Below are 22,041 nucleotides of genomic sequence, written 5' to 3'. Positions count from 1 at the left end.
TTGAAAACTTTAAAACATGTGTATTTCCGTATTTTAAATAAAAATATTTATAGTTAATATCAGCCCCTTTTCAATGAAATTTTATTAATTTCGGGTATTAAATAAATTAGATGTTTTTATATAAGTTTTTCTTTTTAAGTGCCTTTTGCTTGCTGGTTTCATGTAAAAATGATATTTCAGAAATTTCACCTGCGTTAGATAAAAATTTAGAATTGGCCGAAACTTTAAATGCTCAGCAAAAGTATAGAGAGGCTTACTATTATTACGATCAATCTTTTACTCATAATGAGGCCCAACAGTATACTAAACGAATGGTGTATTGTTTATTGCGCATGGCAGAGATTGAGAAAATAGAATGTGATTATGTAGGAAGTGAAGCTACGGCAACTAAGGCAATTGCATTGTTTGATGCGAGTATTCCAATTGCTTATCAAGTAAATGCCTATATAGGATTGGGATTAAATTTTACACATTTAAATAATTTTGATGATGGTTTAGTGTATTATGATAAAGCTTTATCACTTACAGATGATGAATTAACACGTTGTATTATTCAAAATAATATAGCTTATTTATATTCTAAAGAGCATCATTATCATAAGGCAATTTCGATTTTAAATAAAATTGAAAATAATCCGGTGTTAGTTGCTGCACCGCTAGAATATGCGAGGGTTCTTCATAATAAAGGTTACTTTTTATTTCAATTAAAAAGGAAAGAGGCATTATCCTATATGAATAAGGCTTTGGCTATTAGAACATCTAATTATGATGATAGTCAGTTGGTTTCTTCTTACATGCATTTGGCTAAATTTTATGAAAAAGAGCAACCCAAAATTGCTTTTGATTGGGCTTCAAAAGCATATTCCTCTGCTCAAAATGCTGTTATACCAGATGATCAATTAGAAGCGTTGAATTTATTATTTAAAACGAGTGCAGATTTAGATAAAAAAAATGAGTTTCATGACCGTTATATTCAACTAAATGATAGTCTGCAAAAAGCACGTCAATTATCTAAAAATCAGTTTGCTAAAATTAAATATGATGCTCAAAAAATAAGAGTTGAAAAGGCAGAATATCAGTTTAAAATGTATGTTTATATTTTATTATTGGTACTTAGTATTGTTATTTTTACTTTACTTTATCGTTTAACGCTACAACGAAATAAACGAAAGTTATTTGAAACACAATATGAAACCGAAACTAAAATTTCTAAACAATTACATGATGAATTAGCTAATGATGTTCATAATACTATTGCTTTTGCGGAAACTCAAAATCTTGAACAATCGGCTAATAAAGAGGTGCTTTTACATCATTTGGATACCATTTATACTAGGGCTAGAAATATTTCTAAAGAAAATAACGAAATTCGCACCGATGCTTTATATGAGGAGCAGTTACGCACGATGATTTCAACTTATGCTTCAAATGATATACATGTTATTTTACAACATTTTGATGGTGTTTCTTTAAAATGGAATAGAGAAACCAAAATCGTAGTATTTAGAACTTTGCAGGAATTAATGGTGAATATGAAAAAGCATAGTAAATGTTCTGTAGTATCTCTTCGATTTAAAAACGATGATAATTGTGTTGAAATTGACTATTCTGATAATGGAATTGGTGCCCAAAAAAGCACTATTATTAAAAATGGACTTGAAAATGTGGAAAAACGTATTTTTTCTATACAAGGAACTATTACTTTTGATACTGAACCTGGAAAAGGGTTTAAAGTTAAAATGATAATTCCAAATTAAAGACTATGTTTAAGAAAGTTTTAATTGCTGAAGATTTTGATAGTATTAATATTGCATTGATTCAAACATTAGAATCTATTGGTGTGCAAGAGATTCACCATGCGAAATATTGTGATGATGCATTGCTTAAATTAAAAAAAGCGTTACATGATAATGAACCTTATGATTTATTAATTTCGGATTTATCTTTTGAAACAGATTATAGAACGGTAATTATTGCAAGTGGTGAAGAATTAATAGCAGCTACACGAAAGTTAATGCCAGAACTTTCTATTCTAGTTTATACGGTAGAAGACAAGCCTTTTGTTATAAAAACATTGGTAGAAGATTTAAAAATTAATGCTTTTGTTCATAAAGGTAGAAATAGTATAAGTCAGTTAAAAACAGCAATGGAAACAATTTTGTTTAATGGTAAATTTATATCTCAAAATGTTGTTCACCTTATTAACGATTCTACTTTAAACGATTTGGGAGATTATGATGTTATTGTACTGCAAGAATTAGCAAATGGAGTAAGTATAGATGAAATGGAGCAATTATTAAAATTAAAAAATATTACACCCAATAGTAAAAGTTATATCGAAAAAAGAATAAGTAAATTAAAAGATATATTTAAAGCTAAAACTACAATTCAACTCATCGCTATTACAAAAGATTTAGGGGTTATTTGATGGTTGAGAATAAAAAAACGCTCAACTAATCTTGAGCGTTTTTTTAATTTTTTAGAATTTAATAATTCTTGTATTCCATAATTTCCAATCCGTAGCCTATCATTCCCACACGTTTAGTAGGAGCAGAACTGTTAGATAGTAATTCTATTTTGGTAATGTCTAAATCGTGTAAAATTTGTGCCCCAATTCCAAAATCTTTTGTATCCATTTTTATTTGAGGAGCTTTCATTTCGCCTTGACTTTGTAGGACTTTTAATTCGGTAATTCGGTCTAATAATTCTAACGATTTTACCTCTTGGTTAATGAAGATAATAGCTCCTTTTTCAGCTTCGTTTATTTTACGGAAGATATCATCTAGTTTTTTGTCGTTATCGCTTGTTAATGTACCTAATATATCGTTATTTACTTGTGTAGTATTAATTCTGGTAAGTACAGTATCGCCAGCATTCCAATTTCCTTTTGTTAAAGCTAAATGTACTTGTTTATTTGTGGTTTGTAAATAAGCACGTAATCTAAACGTTCCAAATCGAGTTTCTATATTAAAATCTTCTTTCTTTTGAATTAGACTATCGTGTTGCATTCTATAAGCCACTAAATCTTCAATAGAAACTAATTTTAAGTCAAACTTTTTAGCCACTTCCACTAGTTGTGGTAAACGTGCCATAGTTCCGTCTTCGTTCATAATTTCCACAATAACACCAGCTGGTTTAAATCCTGCTAAACGAGCAAAGTCGATTGCCGCTTCTGTATGTCCGGTTCTTCTTAAAACCCCACCTTGTTTTGCAATTAGCGGAAAAATATGACCAGGACGCGCTAAATCGTATGGTTTTGTTTCGGCATCAATTAAAGCCTGAATAGTTAAAGCTCTGTCTTTAGCTGAAATTCCGGTACTTACTCCTTTACCTTTTAAATCTACAGAAACAGTAAAAGCAGTTTCCATATGATCGGTATTATTACGTACCATGGCATGAAGATCTAGTTCTTTGCAACGCGATTCTGTTAATGGCGCACAAATAAGACCTCTACCGTGCGTAGCCATAAAGTTTATCATTTCGGGCGTTACTTTTTCTGCAGCTGCTAAAAAATCACCTTCGTTTTCTCTGTCTTCATCATCTACTACTATGATTACTTTTCCTTGACGGATGTCCTCTATAGCTTCTTCAATTGTGTTTAGTTGTATGTTGTTCATGGGGTTTGATGTTATTTATTCATTAAATTCAGCCAATGCTTCTTTTAATTGTTTTTTATTGTATAGATAAATAAAAATAAAGAATGGAAATCCAAATAAAAGAGCTACAAAAATATTAGTAAAATTATATCTATTAGTAATTTTGCTTATCTCTTCTAAATTTTGTTGTGATTTATAATTGAAAACATAGAATAATATCAAATTAATAATTCCTAATACCACAACAATAAAACTATTCATTGTTGATAATGCAGAAAATATAAATGAAATGATGTAAAATGTTATTGTTAGATTAGTTAAACTAATATATTGTTCTTTTAAAAAGTTAAGTTTTAAATATTCTTTATTATAAAGAGAATTTTGTTCAAGTAAATCATTTTGAGAAATCCCTCTGTCTTCAAGAATTTTAAGAGCAAATAAACGTTGTTCTGTGCTGTAATTAAATTGCTCTGAATTTTTTACAATATTAATAATAACCTGAGTTTCTTTATTCAATAAATCTTTTATAAAAGCATTGTTTTCATCTAATTGAATTGTATCTAATGAAACTATTTCTTTTTTAAATTTAACTTCAGTTACATTTTTTTTGTTGAATATTTTCATAATTGGCTCTGTTATCCAATCAAAATTTATCATCAATCCAATATCATTTGTAGCTCTATAAGTAAGTAGCACGGCAAATGGTGTCATAATGATAGACGACATCCAAGCACCAATAAACGGAGGTATAGTGTCTTCTTGTGCTAATTTTCGACCAAATGTGTTGATGAAATGAAAAGTTATAAATATCAACATTGCAAAAACAATAGGTAAACCTAAGCCTCCTTTTCTAATAATTGCTCCTAATGGTGCTCCAATAAAAAACATTAATAGACATGCATAAGCAATTACAAATTTTTCATGAATGGCCATCCAGTGATTACTTATATTTTTAGATTTTATTTCTAAATCTGTTTTACTACTTTGAATACTGAATTCGCTACTTGAGGCATTACTTTTTGCCATTTCCAAAATTTGTTTTAATTCTGTTGGATTGAACAGAGTTTCAATATTTTTAGGAGCTGTTTTTTTGATTGTTTTGGCTTGTACTGTAGTAGAATTGATTTGTCTTTTTCTAAAAATATTATCATTACGGGTAACAATATTTTCGGCATAAGACATTACGTCTTTATTATAATTTTTTTGAAGCGTATCTATTGTAAAACTAAGTTCAGGGACTGTTAGCATCTTTTCAGAGGTTACATTACCATCGTCTATATTGGATTGATTTAATTTAGTTAAATCGATATTTATTACATATTTCTTGAAACTACTTTTAGTAAACGGTAAGCGTTTGCGTTCTTCATACTTTTTTGGATGTATATCTTCGTAATAATATCCATCATATAATTCTAATTGTAAGTAATTAGAATCGTCTTGACTGGTTAATACACCTCTTTTAGCTTTTATTATGGTATTAGCACCAAGTCCCATGTTGTTGTTTTTTACATGCATGGTAACTCCTTCTAGAAATTCGCCATTATCTCCCGTTTTTTTATCTACTTTGATATTGGAAGTTCCTATAGTATTAAATTGACCTTCAACAATTGCCATAGCTGGTTTTTGTTGCACAATATCTTTTCGTAAGTTAATAAAACGAAACTGTGCATCCGGAATAACGTTATTGGCAAAAAAGAAAGAAACCAATGCTAAAATTCCGATGGTAATAGTCAGCATTTTCATAGCACGCTGCAACGATATACCCGAAGATTTCATTGCCGCAAACTCATAATTTTCTGCAAAACTACCAAATGTCATAATGGCTGCCAAAAGTACCGAAAGTGGAAGTACCATTGGAACAATAGTAGGAGCGTAGAAAGTAAGGAATTTAAAAATAGTAAATAAATCAAGATCTTTACCTGCTAGTTCAGCAATAAAAAGCCAAATTCCTTGTAAAACGAATATAAAAAACAAGATTACAAATACCGTAGTAAATGTAATCATGAAAGATTTTATTATGTATTTATCTAATATTTTCACCCGAACGAAATTAGTCTAATTTATTGATGTAGTAATTAGGATATTTTGATTTTGTAAAGGTAAAATGATTTTTCGATAAAGGTTGATTTGTTTTAAAAGAATTAACAGTTAAAGTAGTTTTTGAACCATTTTTACCCACTTCAATTACGGTATAAATGTGTTTTGTTTGAACATCAATCCCTACTAAAATTTCTTTGCGTTGGTCTTTGCTACTGTTTGGGGTTAATTTTACGTATTGTATTTTTCTTCCTTTTACGTTTTGAAGGATGTCCCAAGCGTATTTGTAACCTGAATTAAAAAAGGTTAGCATCTTATTAGGAGTCATTGCATTTTCATCGTTCGCGTTAAAGTTTGAAATAGAAATTTCTTCATCTTCGGGAACAATAGTATACACTTTTTTACCATCGAAAATTTTAGTAACTCCCATGAAATTTAGGTTGTATAAATTACCTTGAAGCGCTACATTTCCTTTACTTTCTTGATTGATGTTTTCTTTAGGATTGTTTAAAGCATATTTAAAGTCAATCACAATATTGTCATACGATTTTACTTTGGAAGACACTTCATCTAATAACTCTTTTGCTTTTTTAGCATCTTGAGCTTGAAGTGATAAACCAATTAGTAATGCAATTGCAACTTGTAAAAAACGTTTCATTTTGATATTAATTTTGTTCATTATTTAAAAAGTGTTCTAGAGCAACTAAATCAGGAATTAAAACTGAACGGGCTTTACTTCCTTCAAAAGGACCTACAATTCCTGCCGCTTCTAATTGATCTATTAAACGACCGGCTCTATTGTAACCTAATTTTAATTTTCTTTGAATTAAAGAGGCGCTTCCTTGTTGAGCTGTAACAATTACTTCTGCAGCATCTCTAAACAAAGAATCTCTTTCGGAGATATCTATATCAAGTTTTATGCCACTTTCCTCACCCACATACTCAGGAAGTAGGTAGGCTTCAGGATATGCTTTTTGCGAACCAATGAAATCGCAAATTTTATCTACTTCTGGAGTATCTACAAAAGCACATTGTACTCTGACAATTTCATTACCTTGTGTATACAATAAATCGCCTCGTCCAATTAATTGGTCGGCACCACCAGAATCTAGAATGGTTCTCGAGTCAATTTTCGATGTTACTCGGAATGCAATACGCGCTGGGAAGTTGGCTTTAATCATCCCTGTAATTACATTTACAGACGGACGTTGTGTAGCAATAATTAAGTGGATTCCAATGGCACGAGCTAATTGTGCCAAACGTGCTATAGGCGTTTCTACTTCTTTACCCGCTGTCATAATTAAATCGGCAAACTCGTCTACTACTAAAACAATATAAGGTAAAAAGCGGTGTCCGTTCTCTGGATTTAATTTACGGTTTCTGAATTTCTCGTTGTATTCTTTAATATTACGCACCATGGCATCTTTTAATAAAGAATAACGGTTGTCCATTTCAATACATAACGAATTTAAGGTGTTGATTACCTTTGTGTTATCGGTAATAATAGCATCGCCACCATCAGGAAGTTTAGCTAAATAATGACGTTCAATTTTATTAAAAAGGGTTAATTCTACCTTTTTCGGATCTACTAAAACGAATTTTACTTCTGCAGGATGTTTTTTGTAGAGTAGGGAAGTCAACACCGCATTTAATCCAACCGATTTTCCTTGACCAGTTGCACCCGCCATCAATAAGTGAGGCATTTTAGCTAAATCGACAACAAATGTTTCATTAGAAATAGTTTTTCCTAGCGCAATAGGCAATTCCATTTCAGCGGTTTGGAATTTTGGAGAAGAGATTACGCTCTTCATAGAAACCATTGTCGGATTGTTATTTGGTACTTCAATACCAATAGTTCCTTTACCCGGAATTGGCGCAATAATACGGATTCCTAATGCTGCTAACGATAACGCAATATCGTCTTCTAAGTTTTTAATTTTAGAGATACGAATACCAGCTTCGGGTACAATTTCATATAAAGTAACCGTAGGACCTACCGTAGCTTTAATTTGCGAAATACCGATGCTGTAATTCTTTAACGTATCTACAATTTTGTTTTTATTTTCTTCTAATTCCGCTTGATTGATGGTAATACCGCCAGAAGAATATTCTTTAAGTAAATCAATAGGAGGGAACTGATAATGTGATAATTCTAACGTAGGATCAAATAATCCAAAATCTTGAACTAGTTTAGCCGCTAAATTTTCTTCTACCAATACTTCTTCTTCAATTTTTTCAATTACAAAAGCATCTTCGGTTACAAAATCTTCTTTTGGAATGCTTCTGTCTTCGATAGAAAAATTAGTTTCTACTGGTGTTTCTACTACTGGTTTTGGATCTAAATTTAGTTCAGATGCCGTTGCAATGGTAGGTTTCAAAGACTCTTTATCTATTTCAAACGTGGAAGGATAGGTTTTCAATTCGAAATTACCCATTTCTTCTTCGTCTTCGGTTAAAACAAAATCGTTTTTAGTGTTTGAAGGCGTTGTGATGGGTAAATCGGTATTGATTTCATCGTCTTGTGTTTCTTCTGTAATAGGAGATTCTACTTTTGCTGCTGCAATATCTTCATTAAATTCTGCTTGTGGTTTTTCAAAAACTTTGGTAAAACTTTCAGGCGACATTTTAATTTTGAATACTAAGAAAAGTACAATCCCAAATAATAGCACCAATAATGTTCCTGTTTTTCCTATATAATCCTGAATGAAAAGATTCATTTCAAATCCGACAGTTCCGCCTAATTGAGGAAGGTATTCCCAGAAAAAGCCAAAAATTACCGATATAAAAATAATTAAATAAATGTCCCAAAAAAAGCTTTTCTTTAATTTAGATAAGGCCATATCTAAGATTAAATAGGCGCCAATTAAGAACAGAATTCTAACAAATATAAATGAGGCTACACCAAAACCTTTATATAGAAAGAAATCGGCCAAGTAGGCTCCAAATTTACCAAGCCAATTGTCGGCTTTAGCACTTCTGTTTGCTAATTCGTTTACTACGTTTTGATCGTTATTTCCTGTAATAAAATAGGAAATAAACGAAAGCAGTAGTGCAATTGATAAGAATATAAGTAAAATTCCAAGGATAAATTTTTGTTGACGACTTATGCGCCAAGAAAATTTTTCTTTGGTTTCTGTAGTAGAATTAACAGTGTCTTTGCTAGTTTTTTTGGCCATGTAAACGGAACAATTTTTACAAAAGTAGCTAAATTAAAACAAATACGGAAAATAAATAATACATCCGATTGCAATAGCTGTTAAGGCTGCAAAAAATACAGCACCTGCTGCAATATCTTTAATAAAACCGATACGTTCATGATAATCGGGATGAATAAAATCTGCAATTTTTTCAACTGCCGTATTTAAACCTTCAATTCCTAATACCAAACCAAAAACTAAGATTTGCATCATCCATTCAAAGCGATTAATTCCAAAATAGAATCCTGCAAATGTCATTAATACAGCCAAAGAGGATTGAACCATAACGCTATGTTCTGTAGTAATTAATTTAATTGCTCCTTTAAAAGCAAATACCATACTTTTTAATCTTCCGGTAAATAGGGTTTCGTCTTTTTCGAATTTCATTTTATAATTTTTTTTTTGATTGTCAAGTTTATTGCCAAATCAAAATGAGTTTGTCAAACAGAACTCGTTTAACTAAGTTGAATCTTCGATTTTAAAATCGATACATGATTCTAAGTTACATCTAAATAGAAACTGAAACAAGTTCAGCTTGACAAAATCTTGTTTATAATCAATTATAGTACTGCTAAAGCCGCGTCATAATTTGGCTCATCAGCAATTTCATTTACTTGTTCTGCATGAAGAATGGTACCATTTTCATCTAAAACAATTACTACACGAGAATGCAAACCTGCTAAAGGTCCGTCAGTGATTTCTAAACCGTAGTTTTTTCCAAAACTTCCGTCTTTAAAATCAGAAAGATTAATTACGTTTTCTAATCCTTCGGCACCACAAAAACGTTTTTGTGCGAAAGGTAAATCTCTAGAAACACATAATACTTTTGTATTTGATACTGTACTTGCTTTTTCATTAAATTTTCTAACAGAAGCTGCACATGTTCCCGTGTCGATACTTGGGAAAATATTTAAAACAACTCTAGAGCCAGTAAAATCTGCTAATGTAGCCGTTCCTAAATCTGTTTTTATTAAATTGAAATCAGCAGCTTTAGTTCCTACTGCTGGTAATTCTCCATTTGTGTGAATTGGATTTCCTCCTAATGTAATTGATGCCATACCTTTTTTATTTTATTAAAGAGCAAAAGTAAAGAATTATTGGTTAAAGTTTTACTTATAGTTTGCTAAAGATTGTTTTGTTATTTAGTACTCTAATTTTATTTTAGTAACCAGTTTTTGAAATCGAAGAAGTTTTTTGGAGAAACTCCATGTCCAATAGGGTATTCTTGGTATTCCACTTCTAAGCCTAAGTTTTCTAAAGCTGGTTTTGCTTTTCTTGCCCATTCAACAGGAATTACTTGATCTACGGAACCATGAGAAATAAAGAATTTCAAATGTGATATAGCATTAGTATCGATATTTTCTGGAACAATTTCCTGATTGAAATAACCGCTTAATGCAACCACTTTTGCTATTTTTTCAGGATAAGTTAAAGCAGTAGCATAACTTAAAATCGCACCTTGACTGAATCCGATTAAGTTTACATTTTTGCTATCTATTGGATATTGTTTTATGATTTCATCTATAAAGCTTGCAATTATTTGAACCGATTCTTTTGCTTGTTCGTTATCTGAAAACTTATTTTCATCGGCATCAAAATGAATAGCATACCAAGCGTGACCATAAGGTTGTAAATCGTAAGGCGCACGAACCGAAATTACATAATGATCTTGTGGTAATTCTGTAGCAAAAGAGAACAAATCCTCTTCGTTACTTCCGTAACCGTGTAAAAGCAGTAATAAAGGGTTTTTATCGTGCTTAATTTTAGGTTCTTGCACTAAATAGTGTAAATTCATTTAAAAAAGGTTAAAAGTTTAGGTGTTTAAAAGTTTAAAAGGATTTGAATACTTTTTGAAATAATTCTCCTAAAAAAGGAACCATTTTAGTTTCATTATTTAAACAAGTTAAGAAACCATATATCCATAAAATAAAAATAAAGATCCAAAAAGAAGCAGAAACCATCCAGTTATCAAAATACCCAATTGGATATCCTAATAAAAAGAAAGTCAAGAAAATTCCTAATGCTTGACGAATATGAAAACTTGCAAATTCGCTACGATTTTCTTCTTGATTCATAAATATTGCTATTATTGAACCTATTATAGTTAAATAACTTACGATTGCAGTTTGTTTTCCTTGTTCTGTTTCGTTCATGATTTAATGTCTTTTTATTTTTACTTTTTTCAGTTCCATTTTTTACACCCCTAAAGTCCCCTCAAGGGGACAATCCAACTAAATAATATATTGTTTGTTCATAATTTAATTGATGTAATCAAAATTTAAGGAACTTATTAATTGTTAATTATCAATTGTCCATTATTGTAAATTCCAATAGCTTTTCCTTTCATCTTTTGTGCTAAGAAAGCTGAATTTTTAGATTTTGAAAGTATGTTTTCTTTTCCAAATGTCCAATTATCTTCAGTAGTAAAAAGAGAAATATCAGCTTTATTACCCATTGCAATTGTTGGGTTATTTGTTTTGAAAATCAGTTTACTAGCTGTTAATTTATTAATTATTACTTCAAGTGGTAAAACTGTTGATAATGCACCAAATGCACTTTCTAAACCAATTGTTCCATCTTTAGCTAAATCGAATTCTAGTTTTTTAAGTTCAATATCTAACGGATTGTGATCTGATGTAATGCAATCAATTGTTCCGTCTAAAACAGCATCAATTAATGCTTTTCGAGTAGCTTCATCTCGTAAAGGAGGCAATACTTTATATCTCGAATCAAATCCCATTAATACTTCCTCGTTTAAAACTAAATTGTGCACCGCTACGCTACACGTTATATGTAAACCTTTAGCCTTAGCTGCTTTTATTAATTTAATGCTTCCTTGTGTTGAAATGGTAGGAATGTGTAATTTTCCTCCCGTATATTCCAATAAAAATAAGTTTCTGGCAACTTGTAATTCTTCAGCTAAAGCAGGAATTCCTTTCATTCCTAATTTAGTACTGATTACCCCTTCATTTGCAATTCCGATACCTTTTAAAGTGCTATCCTGACAAAATGTTATAATTAAACCATCAAAATCTTGTACGTATTGCAACGCTATTTTTTGAAGGTTAGCGTTTTGTAACGCTTTCTTATAATCTCCAAAAGCAATGGCTCCAGCGTTTTTCATGTCGTATAATTCGGCTAAATCAGTTCCTTCACTTCCTTTGGTTAAAGCGCCAATAGGATATAATGAAGTCGCATGATTTTTTGCTTTGTCTAAAACAAATCTAACTTGTGATTGATTATCTATAGTTGGATTTGAATTGGGTTGTAACATTACAGCTGTAAAACCACTTTTAGCCGCTACTTTTAATCCGTTTTCTATGGTTTCGCGGTCTTCGTAGCCTGGTTCTCCAAACGAAACCGAGCTGTCCATCCAGCCTTGTGAAATATGTAAATTTGGAATTGCAACCACTTCAAAACCCGAAGAAGCTGATATTTCTTTTTCTATTTGCGTTATCGTTCCGTTTTCAATTTTGATGTCCATTGTTTGATTGTGAAACGGACTTGAAGCATCGATAATTTTAGTTTGTTTTAGAATAACTTGCGTCATTTTACAAATTTTTGGATTAGTAGTTCTGTTATTAAAAATAGTAGTGTTGCGATAATAAACCATTTCCATATTTCATTACTTGTGCGTTCAGAAGTAATGTCATTTAAAACGGTAGTTATGTTAGTTGCTTTAGTGAAATTTTCAAAATTGGTAGTCGAAATTTGCGTTAAATCGCTTTCGGTTCTTGGATAGTTGAAACTGATTTTTTTAAGTGATTCTTTTCCTTTAGTTATATCAAAATTTCCAGCTTCTTCAGGATAATCGCCAAATGATAATTTGCATTTTGCATTTAAAATTTGTTGCATTGGAATAAAACTATAGCCTTCTTTTTGAACCGAAACCACTTCATCTTTTGCCAAAATAGTTTCTAAAATTAGGTTTTCATTTTCTCCAATGGTATAAGCGTTAATTCCGGTTTTGCCTTGATTTTGTCCCATGTTGTAAAAGGTTGGAACAATTAAAGGTGCATTTTGAAAGTTAGTATTTTGTTTGTTTATTGGTGCCGAAAAAGCATAAAAAGTTCCCAATCGATTTGTAGTTGAACCTACGAAAACCGAATTGTCTTCGTATTGTAAAATATTAGTGCTTCCACTTAAACCAAAGCTTTCTTTTACATTTGGATATTGAAAATTGGTTACTTTTTTCTCAAAAACCGTTTGATATAGTGGATGACTAAAATTGATTTTTGTGATTTGTTTTTCAGCAATTGTAAGTTGGGAAAAATTTAAGCTTCCAAAGTTTTTTGCAAAAGTATTCAATAGACTTGTTGTATTTTTTGCATTCGGAATTAAAATAATATTTCCGCCTTTTTCGTAGAACGATTTTAACGTTGTTCCTAATGCTACTGGTAAATCTTCTAACTCATTTAGTACAATCGCATCTTGATTTTCAATTTGATTGTAATCTAAAGTGGCTAATTCGGTGCTTTGAAAATTAAATTCATCAGTAGTAAAAATGCGACTTAAGAATTTATTCTTATCTGAATTTCCAATGGCAATTACATTTGCTTTTTCAGGTTTTGAAATGCTTAGATAAAATTCGTTGTCATAGCTTAAGCTGTTGTCTTCGATACTTATATTTCCGTGAAAATCGTTTTTAGGAATTGTAATGAGAATTTCAGATTTAGTATTATTAAATTTTGCTATTGTTTTTGCAATTGCCTTTTTATTACTAAAAACAGAAAGAGGCACTTCATTATCCCTTTCACCAAAAGCTTGAAGCGTGATTTTTAATTCGTAAAATTGGTCTAATACTTGCGAAATTATTACGTTGTTAATGCTGATGTTGGTTTTATTTTCGGCTTCTGGCTGAATGAAATAAACTATATTGTTTTCTGCTAAAGTACTCGCTTTTTTACTTTCCGATTGAATAGCATCTGTAATAATTACGTAGTCTTTTTTTGTGTTTTTCTTTTTGGTTTCCACCTGATTAATCAAATAATCCAATTGGAATGGCATTGCTGAATAGTCTAGGTTTTGCAATTCTTTTTGAATGGATTTGATATCGGTATCCCAAAAAACTTCTGAATTGGTTAGGAGTGAAAATTGTTGGTTTTCTGGCAATTCTTCTAATAAATCTTGTATGCTTCTTTTAAGCAATTCGCCTTTTGCGCCTTTAGCTTGCATAGAAAACGAGTTGTCTAATAAAATTATGAGTTCGTTGCCTTTATTAGTGGTGTCTTTGGCATCAAAAAAAGGTTGGGCAAAAGCGAAAATTAAACATGCTAGAAGGAACAGGCGAGAGGCTAATAACAACCATTTCTTAATTTTAGAACTTTTTCGGGTTTGAATTTGAAGTTCTTTTAGCAGTTTTACATTAGTAAAATACTCTTTTTTAAAACGACGTAATTGAAATAAATGCACCAAAATTGGTATAACCAACAGAAAAAGGAAGTATAGAATTTCTGGATGTTTGAACTGCATTTATAAATAGAATTTGTCAAAAGTACGAAATTCCATTTAGAATTTAGAATTTAGAATTCAGAAAATGTTTAGAAGGTTTTTGGAAGTGTAATTCCACCTTCGTCACTTCGAGTGTTTTGTATTTGTAAAGCCAAAGATTTACAAATGCAAAATGTATCGAGAACTGTTGGAATGAAATCGTTTCTATAGTTCTCGATACAATTTTTTATAGCAAAAATCAACATTTTTCCTTTAAAAAATCACTCGAAGTGACGGTGGTATTATATCGTTTCTATAGTTCTCGATACAATTTTAGATTTCAAAAACTAGGGTTTTTAAAATCTAAAATCACTCGAAGTGACGGTAGTTTTGTATGTAGTTTAGAAGCTAATTGACAAAAAAATAGTTAAAAGTAAACGTAATTCCACATTCGTCATTTCGAGTGTTTTTTATAAAATTGCCTTAGCTATTTTATGAAAAATGTATCGAGAACTAATGAAAATTATTATTGTTCAAACCTTTTCTTTGCAAGATTTGGAAGTTCATCGAAGTCGCCATTTATTAAAGCTTCTTTTTTAGCTCTTGACCATTTTTTTATTTGTTTTTCTTTATCAATTGCGAATCCTATATTAGTAAATTCTGCATAAAAGACTAATTCTACTGGTCTTCTTGAAGCGGTATAGCAATCTGGAAAGTATGCGGAATCATGTTGGTACATACGTTGATTCAAATTGCTGGTTACTCCTGTGTAGTAGGAATCATCAGCGCATTTTAGTATATAGACGTATGAGATTTGCATAAGACAAAAATAGAAAAAGTTTTCAGTTGTTCTCGATACAATTTTAAATTTCAAAAACTAAGGTTTTTAAAATTTAAAATCACTCGAAGTGACGGTTGAGTTATATTGTTTCTATAGTTCTCGATACAATTTTAGAATATAAAATCTTAAGTTTTTATATTCTAAAATCACTCGAAGTAACGGTGGTGTTATATAGTTTCTATAGTTCTTTATACAATTTTATATTTCAAAAACTAGGTTTTTTAAAATCTAAAACACTCAAAACTCAAAACTGCCAACTCAAAACTGAACACTATTTTTTCTTTCTTTTCTCGTCTCTTTTACGTTCGATGTTTCTATTTCTCGATTCGGTTTTACGAGGTTTACGTTTTCCTGGGCCACCAAGGTTTACCTTAGCATTTTTTTCTTTTTTCTTGTGAAAAGCTTCTCCACCTTCTTTTTTAGGAGTTTTCAATAAGAATTTCATTTTTTTCTTTTCCTTTTCGAAGTCTAAATAACGTTCTTCGATTTTTAAATCTTCAGGTAGTGGAAATTCTTTAATTTTGGTATCCATTAACAATTCTACCTCAATTTTACTTTCAACTTCACTTGGTGAAACCAAACTTATGGCAATACCTGTTTTATCAGCACGACCTGTTCTACCAATACGGTGCATGTATTTTTCAGGTTCTTCAGTGAATTGTAAATTAATAACGTGTGTAATATCAGAAATATCCAAACCACGTGCCATAATATCGGTGGTAACTAAACCTCTTAATTCACCCGCTTGAAAAGAAGCCATTGTATTTAAACGATAATTTTGCGATTTATTCGAGTGAATTACGCCAAATTGTCCTGGAAATTCTTCGTCTAAGGTTTCAAAAACCAAATCAACAATACGTTTGTTGTTTACGAAAATTAAAACACGTTCCATGGTTTCGGTTTCACGAACCAAGTGTTTCAACATGTTTAATTTGGTAAGGAAATTTGGAACCTTATATACAATTTGTTCAATTTGTTCTAAAGGCGTTCCGCTTTGTGCCAAAGATACTTCCTCAGGAAATTCGAAATATTCATCTAACATAGCATCTACTTCTTCAGTCATAGTTGCCGAAAATAAGATGTTTTGTTTTTTGCCACGCATCATCGATAAGATCGAAGTCAATTGGGTACGGAAACCTAAATTTAAGATTTCGTCAAATTCATCAATAACTAATTTTTGTAATTCGTCAAAACGTAAAACACCGTCAAGTCCTAAATCCATTACGCGACCTGGCGTTCCAACTAAAATATCAACGCCTTGCGCTAATGCTTTTCTTTGTGTGTTGATGTTAACACCACCATAAATACCAAGCGTTCTTACACTCATGTATTTGGTTAGTTTTTCAACTTCTTCGGCAACTTGTACTACTAATTCTCGAGTAGGAACTAAAATTACAATTCTTGCCGATTCGTTATTTTGAAATTTCCATTGTTTAAGAATAGGAAGTAAATAGGCAAAAGTTTTACCTGTTCCTGTTTGCGCAATTCCCATCATGTCTCTTCCTGAAAGAATTACAGAATGCGATTTTTCTTGAATAGGAGTGGCGTGAACAAAACCTAATTCGTCTAATGCTTTTTGTAATGATTTTGGTAAATCGAATTCTTGGAACGTTTTCATATGTTTGAATTGTATTTTTTATTGATGACCAATGTTATCAATTTTCTTAAGAATATGTTTGCTTATGTAAACTCGCGTTAGTAGCGAATTCATGATGTAAATAAAATTGTCTGCAAAGGTACATAAACTTTTTGGAATGTATTTTTGTAGGATGTAACAGAATTTGTTACATTTTTATTTACTTTACAAACTTGTTTCCTTTTGGTTAACTAAATAAGGAATTTAAGTAAATTATGATTAAAAGAATAATAGTTTGTTTTCTGATTTGTTTCTGTTTTTATAGTGAGGACGCTTTTGCTCAAACTAAAAAAATAGATAGCACAACAACTATTTATAATGATATTCATGAATTGTCTCAAAAAAATAAGTTCAATAAATTTATTTATAAATTACTTTTTCGATCATCTGCACTGAAGGTTGAAAATTTGATTCCTGAAAAAAAACATATAGAAAAGCCTTTGATTACTAATGAAACGAATGGAAAAATTATTCGGAATATTTATATCGAAACTTTAGATCCGTTTGGTCAATCGGTAAAAAATGAAGCAAAAAAACCAAGAAATGGATTTGAGCGATTTGGAAATGTAACTCATATTAAAACAAAAGAGTTTACGATTCGGAATTTATTATTATTTAAAAAAAATAGCCTTTGCGATTCGTTACTTTTGAAAGAATCAGAACGTTTAATTAGAAGTCAGCGTTTTGTGCGTGAAGTTCTAATACAACCGATTGGAATTGAAAATAGTAAAGATTCTATTGATGTTAAAATTAGAGTTTTAGATTCGTGGACATTAATTCCAACAGGAAGTTTATCTTCAAATGAAAGTAGTTTTAAATTAACGGAGCGTAATATTTTAGGTTTTGGTCATTTGATAAGCGGAAATATTAAGAATCGTTTTGATACGAAAGAAAAAGCTACATATGCTCAATATTCAATCAATAATATTAAAAATACTTACATACGATTGGATTTAGAATACGCTAAAGAGTATAATAATGATAGTAGAAGAAGTATCAATATCAATCGTCCGTTTTATTCGGTTATAGCCAAAAATGCAGGAGGATTTAATTTTGAAAACCGATTACAAACGGAACAATTTCCAACTTCAGCAATTTATATTCCTCAGGTAATTTCTTATGATTTTCAGGAATATTGGTATGGAAGATCTTTTAAAGTAAATGCTTTAACTAATCCTGAGCGTTATTTTAATAATATGATTTTAGCCATTACTTATAATCAAAAAAAATATGGTCTTGTGCCTGATGAAATTTTAGATCCTACAAACTTTTTTTCAACTGAAAAAAACTGGATTGGAATGATTGGTTTTTCCAAACAAAAATTTTATCAAGATAAGTTTATTTTCAATTTTAATATAACAGAAGATATTCCGTATGGTGAAAATATTTCCCTAATTATAGGACAACAACAAAAGAATAGTACTACACGAATGTATAACGGAATTAATATTTCTTATGGTAGAAAATTCCTCTTTGGTTATGCTAGTGGATTTGCAGAGTGGGGAAGTTTTTATAATTCGGGAATTACAGAGCAAACGACTTTTAAAACCGGATTTAATTATTTTAGTCCTTTATTGTATTGGGGAAAATGGCGCTTTAGACAGTTTGTAAAGCCAACTTACGTTTGGGGAAATAATCGCGATGATTCGTTTAAAGATCGTTTGAGTTTGCTAGATGATGATGGATTGCCAGGATTTGATAACCGTTTAAGTGGTGTTCAAAAATGGACAGCCTCTTTTCAAACCCAATCTTATATTCCGGGCAGTTGGTATGGATTTCGATTTAGTCCTTATTTTAATATGACACTTGGGTCTTTAGCAGATACAAAAGCCTTATTTTCTAGTAAAGTATATTCAAAATTTAGTATTGGTGCTTTAATTAATAACGATTTTTTGGTTTTCAATAGCTTCCAAATTTCCTTTTCGTATTATCCTACAATTCCTTTTGATGGAGATGATATAACAAGATTTAATTCTTTTGAAAACAATAACTTATCCTTGTATGATTTTCAATTGTCTAAACCGGCTTATATTCGATATGATTAGTTTTTTGGTTTCTTGTTTATGTTGTAAGTCATAAGTTTTTACACAGAGCTTCACCGAGTATTTATTAACTTGGTTAATGTTGAAAGAGCTACACAGAGACGTTTCACTTTTTCTTAATTTTCAAAACACTTTACGTCTAGTTTGTCATGCTGTCAAGCATCTCTTTTATGAACTTTACTCAACTTAACAATTCACTTTTTCCTTATATGACTAATATGTTTTTGTTACAGGTTTCAAGTTTTAGGTTAAATCGTCATTGAAAATAGCTTAGTTTCTGGCGCCTTTTTAATTAGGCGTAAATCAAATGCCATGCAAATATTACGAACAAAAGGTTTTCCTTTTTCGGTAACTGTGATGCTTTCATTTTGAATTGTAAGTAAGCCATCGTCTTCCATTTCTTTTAAACTTTCTAGAACGGTTGTTAATTCTGGAAAATCTAACGATTTGTCTTTCCAAGATGTTGAGAATTGACACATTAAATTTAAAATATGTTTTCTAATAATTAAGTCTTCGGAAGTTAATAAATGTCCTTTAAAAACAGGCAATTGATTGTCTGCTAAACGAGCATAATAATCTTCAATAGTTTTTTCATTTTGAGCAAAACTGTACCAGCTATCACTTATAGAAGAAACACCTAATCCTATCATTAATTGAGTTTTAGATGCGGTGTATCCCATAAAATTTCGATGTAGTTTTTCTTCTTTAAAAGAAGTGTACATACTGTCGTTTTCTAAGGCAAAATGATCCATTCCTATTTCATGATATCCGTTTTTAGCCAATTGTTTTTTCCCTTCTTCATATAATTCTCTTTTTTCATCATCTTTTGGCAAATCTTCATCATTAAAACCGCGTTGACCATTTCCTTTAATCCAAGGCACATGGGCATAACTATAAAAAGCCAATCGATCTGGAAATAAAGATTTGGTTTTATCTATTGTATCTTGAACATCGTGTAAATTTTGAAAAGGAAGTCCAAAAATTAAATCGTGTCCAATAGATGTGTAACCAATTTCTTTTGCCCAAAAAGTTACTTTTGCTACATTATGAAAAGGTTGTACACGATGAATGGCTTCTTGTACGTGTGGAGAATAATCTTGCACGCCAAAACTTACTCTTCTAAAACCGATATTGTATAATTTTTGTAAATGTTGTTTGGTTGTGTTGTTTGGATGTCCTTCAAAACTAAATTCATGTTCTGGTGCTTTTGTAGCGTAATCAAAAATGCCAATTATTAATCGTTCTAAGTTTTCAGGAGAAAAGAATGTGGGAGTTCCTCCTCCTAAATGAATTTCTTTAATAATAGGTTGGGTTGGAAACAATTCACAATATAATTTCCATTCTTTAATAATAGCTGTTATATAAGGATCTTCAACTTCATGACGCTTTGTTATTCTTTTATTGCATCCACAAAAAGTACAAAGGCTTTCACAAAAGGGAAGATGAATGTATAAACTAATTCCTTCAGCTGCATTTGATTCTTTAAAAGATTGTAAAAGTGTTCGTTTCCAGTCTTCTAAATGGAAATTTTCCTCTTCCCAGTATGGAACAGTAGGATAACTGGTATAGCGGGGTCCGGGAACATTATATTTTTGGACTATAGATACAGACATAGCGATAGAATTTTAGCACATTACAAACTTACTTTTGTTGCATGCAATAAAAAATGATAATTATCATGTAGCCTTTATGTAACATTCATTACAGATAAAAAAATGTTTAAATTGTATCTTTGAAGTAGAAAAAATAAATATTATGAACGCAAAATTTAATGAGATAATAAACGGGAATGATTTGGTTTTAGTGGATTTCTATGCTGAATGGTGCGGTCCATGTAAAATGATGTCGCCAATACTACAAGAAGTGAAAATAAATTTAAAGGAATCGGTTAAAATTATTAAGATTAATGTAGACCAGCATGAAGATTTAGCCAGTCATTTTATGGTAAGAGGTGTTCCTACTTTAATGTTATTTAAAACAGGTAAAATGCTTTGGAGACAATCGGGAGTTTTAAGTTCAAAAGATTTAACTGATATTATCAGTAATCATTTGAATTAATTTTTTTGTATATTTAGATTCGAAAACATAAAAAATAGAAAAATGAAGATAAAAGTATTGAGTTTAATGTTCCTTTTGTTAGGATTTACATCTTGTTTAAAAAATCAAGCTGATGGTGTGCAAGTTTTGGATGTAGCCACTTATGAGAAAAAAATGGCAGAGCCAGAGGTTCAGTTGGTTGATGTTCGAACTCCAGAAGAATTTAATGAAGGACATATTGAAAATGCGGTTAATATTAATTTTATGTCTGACGATTTTGATGCTAATGTAGCGAATTTAGATAAAGAAAAACCTGTCATGGTATATTGCAAAGCAGGCGGAAGAAGTGCAAAGGCAGCAGCAAGATTAAAAGAACTAGGATTTAAAGCTATAACCGACTTAGAAGGAGGAATTTCTAACTGGACTAGTAAAAACAAGCCCACAGTAAAATAAATTTAATACTGTTATTATGAAAAAAAATGTAGGAACTGGTGACCGCTTTTTGCGTGTTATGATTGGAATTATTGTTTTAATTGTAGGTCTCTCTGGTATGTTAGATGGAACAATAAAATGGGTAGCATTAGGAGTAGGAGCTGTAATGGTTGTTACAGCATCGGTTCAATTTTGTCCACTTTATACATTGTTAGGAGTTAATACTTGTAAGGTAAAAACAAAAAAGTAATAATCTCTAAACTTATACTATAAAGTATGAGTGTTTCCTAAAAGTTAGTGTTTTGTCTTTCCGAATTTATTTCGGAATCTAGATATGATTGAAAGTAATATTTTATAGAAGCTGAAACGATCCCGAAGTTTCGGGACAGCTTGACAAATCAAGACTTTTTAGATGCCCTCGTACTTTTTTATTTTATAAATATGATAACTTGGCATGATTTTGAAAAAGTAGAAATGCGCTTAGGAACTATCTTAGAAGTACAAGATTTTCCTAAGGCAAATAAACCTTCGTATCAATTAACGATTGATTTTGGTACTGAATTAGGTATCAAAAAATCCTCAGCACAAATTACAAAACGTTATTCTAAAGAAGAATTACTAGGTAAACAAATTATTGCAGTTGTCAATTTTCCTAAAAAACAAATCGCTGATTTTATGAGCGAATGTTTGGTGTTGGGTTCAGTAGGCGAGGAGAACGATATTGTTTTGCTTACTTCTGATATTCCGGTTGCAAATGGGTTGCGAATTGGATAAAAAAAATCCCAAATTCAAT

19 protein-coding genes and 1 pseudogene are annotated in these 22,041 nt (G+C 30.8%); 7 read left to right on the top strand and 13 right to left on the bottom strand.

Annotated elements, in window-relative coordinates:
* Window positions 1-110: 110 nt before the first annotated feature.
* Both GFJ99_RS07175 and GFJ99_RS07170 read left to right on the top strand, forming a co-directional pair.
* Window positions 111-1,757, top strand: coding sequence for a tetratricopeptide repeat-containing sensor histidine kinase (locus GFJ99_RS07175; RefSeq protein WP_153208142.1), 1,647 nt, complete (start codon window positions 111-113; stop codon window positions 1,755-1,757).
* A 5-nt stretch (window positions 1,758-1,762) separates the two neighbouring features.
* On the top strand, window positions 1,763-2,428 hold the full coding sequence (locus GFJ99_RS07170) for a response regulator transcription factor (RefSeq protein ID WP_153208141.1): 666 nt from the start codon (window positions 1,763-1,765) through the stop codon (window positions 2,426-2,428).
* A 58-nt stretch (window positions 2,429-2,486) separates the two neighbouring features.
* Here the strand turns inward: GFJ99_RS07170 and ribB are convergent, their stop codons facing one another.
* The 12 genes and pseudogenes from ribB to GFJ99_RS07110 form a co-directional block, all read right to left on the bottom strand.
* Complete coding sequence (ribB, locus tag GFJ99_RS07165; protein WP_153208140.1) at window positions 2,487-3,617, bottom strand: 3,4-dihydroxy-2-butanone-4-phosphate synthase; 1,131 nt, start codon at window positions 3,615-3,617, stop codon at window positions 2,487-2,489.
* Window positions 3,618-4,256: 639 nt separating this feature from the next.
* A pseudogene (locus tag GFJ99_RS07160) lies at window positions 4,257-5,636 on the bottom strand (LptF/LptG family permease); the annotation flags it as partial.
* A 10-nt stretch (window positions 5,637-5,646) separates the two neighbouring features.
* Entirely contained in the window at window positions 5,647-6,291 is a 645-nt protein-coding gene (locus GFJ99_RS07155) for an outer membrane lipoprotein carrier protein LolA (RefSeq protein WP_238990077.1), read from the bottom strand.
* 7 nt (window positions 6,292-6,298) lie between these two features.
* Complete coding sequence (locus GFJ99_RS07150) at window positions 6,299-8,809, bottom strand: DNA translocase FtsK (protein WP_153208138.1); 2,511 nt, start codon at window positions 8,807-8,809, stop codon at window positions 6,299-6,301.
* Between the two features lie 33 nt (window positions 8,810-8,842).
* A complete protein-coding gene (locus GFJ99_RS07145; protein ID WP_008257964.1) occupies window positions 8,843-9,217 on the bottom strand; it encodes a diacylglycerol kinase in 375 nt (124 codons plus the stop codon).
* Between the two features lie 173 nt (window positions 9,218-9,390).
* Window positions 9,391-9,888 (bottom strand): thiol peroxidase, encoded by a 498-nt coding sequence (gene tpx / locus GFJ99_RS07140; RefSeq protein WP_153208137.1) that lies wholly within the window; start codon window positions 9,886-9,888, stop codon window positions 9,391-9,393.
* Between the two features lie 98 nt (window positions 9,889-9,986).
* Window positions 9,987-10,625: an alpha/beta hydrolase gene (locus tag GFJ99_RS07135; RefSeq protein ID WP_153208136.1), complete on the bottom strand. Its 639-nt coding sequence runs from the start codon at window positions 10,623-10,625 to the stop codon at window positions 9,987-9,989.
* Between the two features lie 34 nt (window positions 10,626-10,659).
* Window positions 10,660-10,983 carry a membrane protein gene (locus tag GFJ99_RS07130; RefSeq protein WP_008257958.1) on the bottom strand — a complete coding sequence of 108 codons (324 nt, stop codon included), beginning with the start codon at window positions 10,981-10,983 and terminating at the stop codon, window positions 10,660-10,662.
* 137 nt (window positions 10,984-11,120) lie between these two features.
* A complete protein-coding gene (locus tag GFJ99_RS07125; RefSeq protein WP_153208135.1) occupies window positions 11,121-12,380 on the bottom strand; it encodes a dihydroorotase family protein in 1,260 nt (419 codons plus the stop codon).
* Window positions 12,377-14,302, bottom strand: coding sequence for a BatA and WFA domain-containing protein (locus tag GFJ99_RS07120; protein WP_153208134.1), 1,926 nt, complete (start codon window positions 14,300-14,302; stop codon window positions 12,377-12,379). The genes GFJ99_RS07125 and GFJ99_RS07120 overlap by 4 nt, the downstream gene beginning before the upstream one ends.
* Window positions 14,303-14,786: 484 nt before the next feature.
* Window positions 14,787-15,080 carry a GIY-YIG nuclease family protein gene (locus tag GFJ99_RS07115; RefSeq protein WP_040471019.1) on the bottom strand — a complete coding sequence of 98 codons (294 nt, stop codon included), beginning with the start codon at window positions 15,078-15,080 and terminating at the stop codon, window positions 14,787-14,789.
* A gap of 292 nt (window positions 15,081-15,372) precedes the next feature.
* The gene (locus GFJ99_RS07110; protein WP_153208133.1) at window positions 15,373-16,719 is read right to left on the bottom strand and encodes a DEAD/DEAH box helicase; all 1,347 of its coding nucleotides are present in this window, start codon (window positions 16,717-16,719) and stop codon (window positions 15,373-15,375) included.
* A gap of 233 nt (window positions 16,720-16,952) precedes the next feature.
* Here GFJ99_RS07110 and GFJ99_RS07105 point away from each other — a divergent pair, with 233 nt between their 5' ends.
* A complete protein-coding gene (locus GFJ99_RS07105) occupies window positions 16,953-18,782 on the top strand; it encodes a hypothetical protein (RefSeq protein ID WP_153208132.1) in 1,830 nt (609 codons plus the stop codon).
* A gap of 245 nt (window positions 18,783-19,027) precedes the next feature.
* On the opposite strand, the gene hemN is transcribed toward GFJ99_RS07105, so the two are convergent.
* A complete protein-coding gene (hemN, locus tag GFJ99_RS07100) occupies window positions 19,028-20,392 on the bottom strand; it encodes an oxygen-independent coproporphyrinogen III oxidase (RefSeq protein WP_153208131.1) in 1,365 nt (454 codons plus the stop codon).
* A 115-nt stretch (window positions 20,393-20,507) separates the two neighbouring features.
* On the opposite strand from hemN, the gene trxA reads away from it, so the two are divergent.
* The 4 genes from trxA (at window position 20,508) to GFJ99_RS07080 (ending at window position 22,022) form a co-directional block, all read left to right on the top strand.
* Window positions 20,508-20,837 (top strand): thioredoxin, encoded by a 330-nt coding sequence (gene trxA, locus GFJ99_RS07095; protein ID WP_370454299.1) that lies wholly within the window; start codon window positions 20,508-20,510, stop codon window positions 20,835-20,837.
* Between the two features lie 42 nt (window positions 20,838-20,879).
* Window positions 20,880-21,269, top strand: a complete 390-nt coding sequence (locus tag GFJ99_RS07090) for a rhodanese-like domain-containing protein (protein WP_153208130.1) — start codon at window positions 20,880-20,882, stop codon at window positions 21,267-21,269.
* Between the two features lie 16 nt (window positions 21,270-21,285).
* On the top strand, window positions 21,286-21,498 hold the full coding sequence (locus GFJ99_RS07085; protein ID WP_008257940.1) for a DUF2892 domain-containing protein: 213 nt from the start codon (window positions 21,286-21,288) through the stop codon (window positions 21,496-21,498).
* Window positions 21,499-21,689: 191 nt separating this feature from the next.
* Complete coding sequence (locus GFJ99_RS07080; protein ID WP_153208129.1) at window positions 21,690-22,022, top strand: tRNA-binding protein; 333 nt, start codon at window positions 21,690-21,692, stop codon at window positions 22,020-22,022.
* The last annotated feature ends 19 nt before the right edge of the window (window positions 22,023-22,041 follow it).

It is taken from the genome of Flavobacterium sp. LMO6, from assembly GCF_009495795.1.
Taxonomy (GTDB): domain Bacteria; phylum Bacteroidota; class Bacteroidia; order Flavobacteriales; family Flavobacteriaceae; genus Flavobacterium.
The sequence above is the reverse complement of the archived record's forward strand: the minus strand, read 5'-3'. Positions and strand labels throughout refer to the sequence as shown.

Excerpts from the sequence above, each read along its gene's own strand:
- GFJ99_RS07105 (WP_153208132.1), top strand. The coding sequence starts at position 16,953 with ATGATTAAAAGAATAATAGTTTGTTTTCTGATTTGTTTCTGTTTTTAT.
- tpx (WP_153208137.1), bottom strand. The coding sequence starts at position 9,888 with ATGGCATCAATTACATTAGGAGGAAATCCAATTCACACAAATGGAGAA.
- GFJ99_RS07110 (WP_153208133.1), bottom strand. The coding sequence starts at position 16,719 with ATGAAAACGTTCCAAGAATTCGATTTACCAAAATCATTACAAAAAGCA.
- GFJ99_RS07175 (WP_153208142.1), top strand. The coding sequence starts at position 111 with ATGTTTTTATATAAGTTTTTCTTTTTAAGTGCCTTTTGCTTGCTGGTT.
- GFJ99_RS07115 (WP_040471019.1), bottom strand. The coding sequence starts at position 15,080 with ATGCAAATCTCATACGTCTATATACTAAAATGCGCTGATGATTCCTAC.
- GFJ99_RS07090 (WP_153208130.1), top strand. The coding sequence starts at position 20,880 with ATGAAGATAAAAGTATTGAGTTTAATGTTCCTTTTGTTAGGATTTACA.
- GFJ99_RS07085 (WP_008257940.1), top strand. The coding sequence starts at position 21,286 with ATGAAAAAAAATGTAGGAACTGGTGACCGCTTTTTGCGTGTTATGATT.
- GFJ99_RS07170 (WP_153208141.1), top strand. The coding sequence starts at position 1,763 with ATGTTTAAGAAAGTTTTAATTGCTGAAGATTTTGATAGTATTAATATT.
- GFJ99_RS07080 (WP_153208129.1), top strand. The coding sequence starts at position 21,690 with ATGATAACTTGGCATGATTTTGAAAAAGTAGAAATGCGCTTAGGAACT.
- GFJ99_RS07135 (WP_153208136.1), bottom strand. The coding sequence starts at position 10,625 with ATGAATTTACACTATTTAGTGCAAGAACCTAAAATTAAGCACGATAAA.
- ribB (WP_153208140.1), bottom strand. The coding sequence starts at position 3,617 with ATGAACAACATACAACTAAACACAATTGAAGAAGCTATAGAGGACATC.
- GFJ99_RS07145 (WP_008257964.1), bottom strand. The coding sequence starts at position 9,217 with ATGAAATTCGAAAAAGACGAAACCCTATTTACCGGAAGATTAAAAAGT.
- GFJ99_RS07150 (WP_153208138.1), bottom strand. The coding sequence starts at position 8,809 with ATGGCCAAAAAAACTAGCAAAGACACTGTTAATTCTACTACAGAAACC.
- GFJ99_RS07155 (WP_238990077.1), bottom strand. The coding sequence starts at position 6,291 with ATGAAACGTTTTTTACAAGTTGCAATTGCATTACTAATTGGTTTATCA.
- GFJ99_RS07130 (WP_008257958.1), bottom strand. The coding sequence starts at position 10,983 with ATGAACGAAACAGAACAAGGAAAACAAACTGCAATCGTAAGTTATTTA.
- hemN (WP_153208131.1), bottom strand. The coding sequence starts at position 20,392 with ATGTCTGTATCTATAGTCCAAAAATATAATGTTCCCGGACCCCGCTAT.
- GFJ99_RS07120 (WP_153208134.1), bottom strand. The coding sequence starts at position 14,302 with ATGCAGTTCAAACATCCAGAAATTCTATACTTCCTTTTTCTGTTGGTT.
- GFJ99_RS07125 (WP_153208135.1), bottom strand. The coding sequence starts at position 12,380 with ATGACGCAAGTTATTCTAAAACAAACTAAAATTATCGATGCTTCAAGT.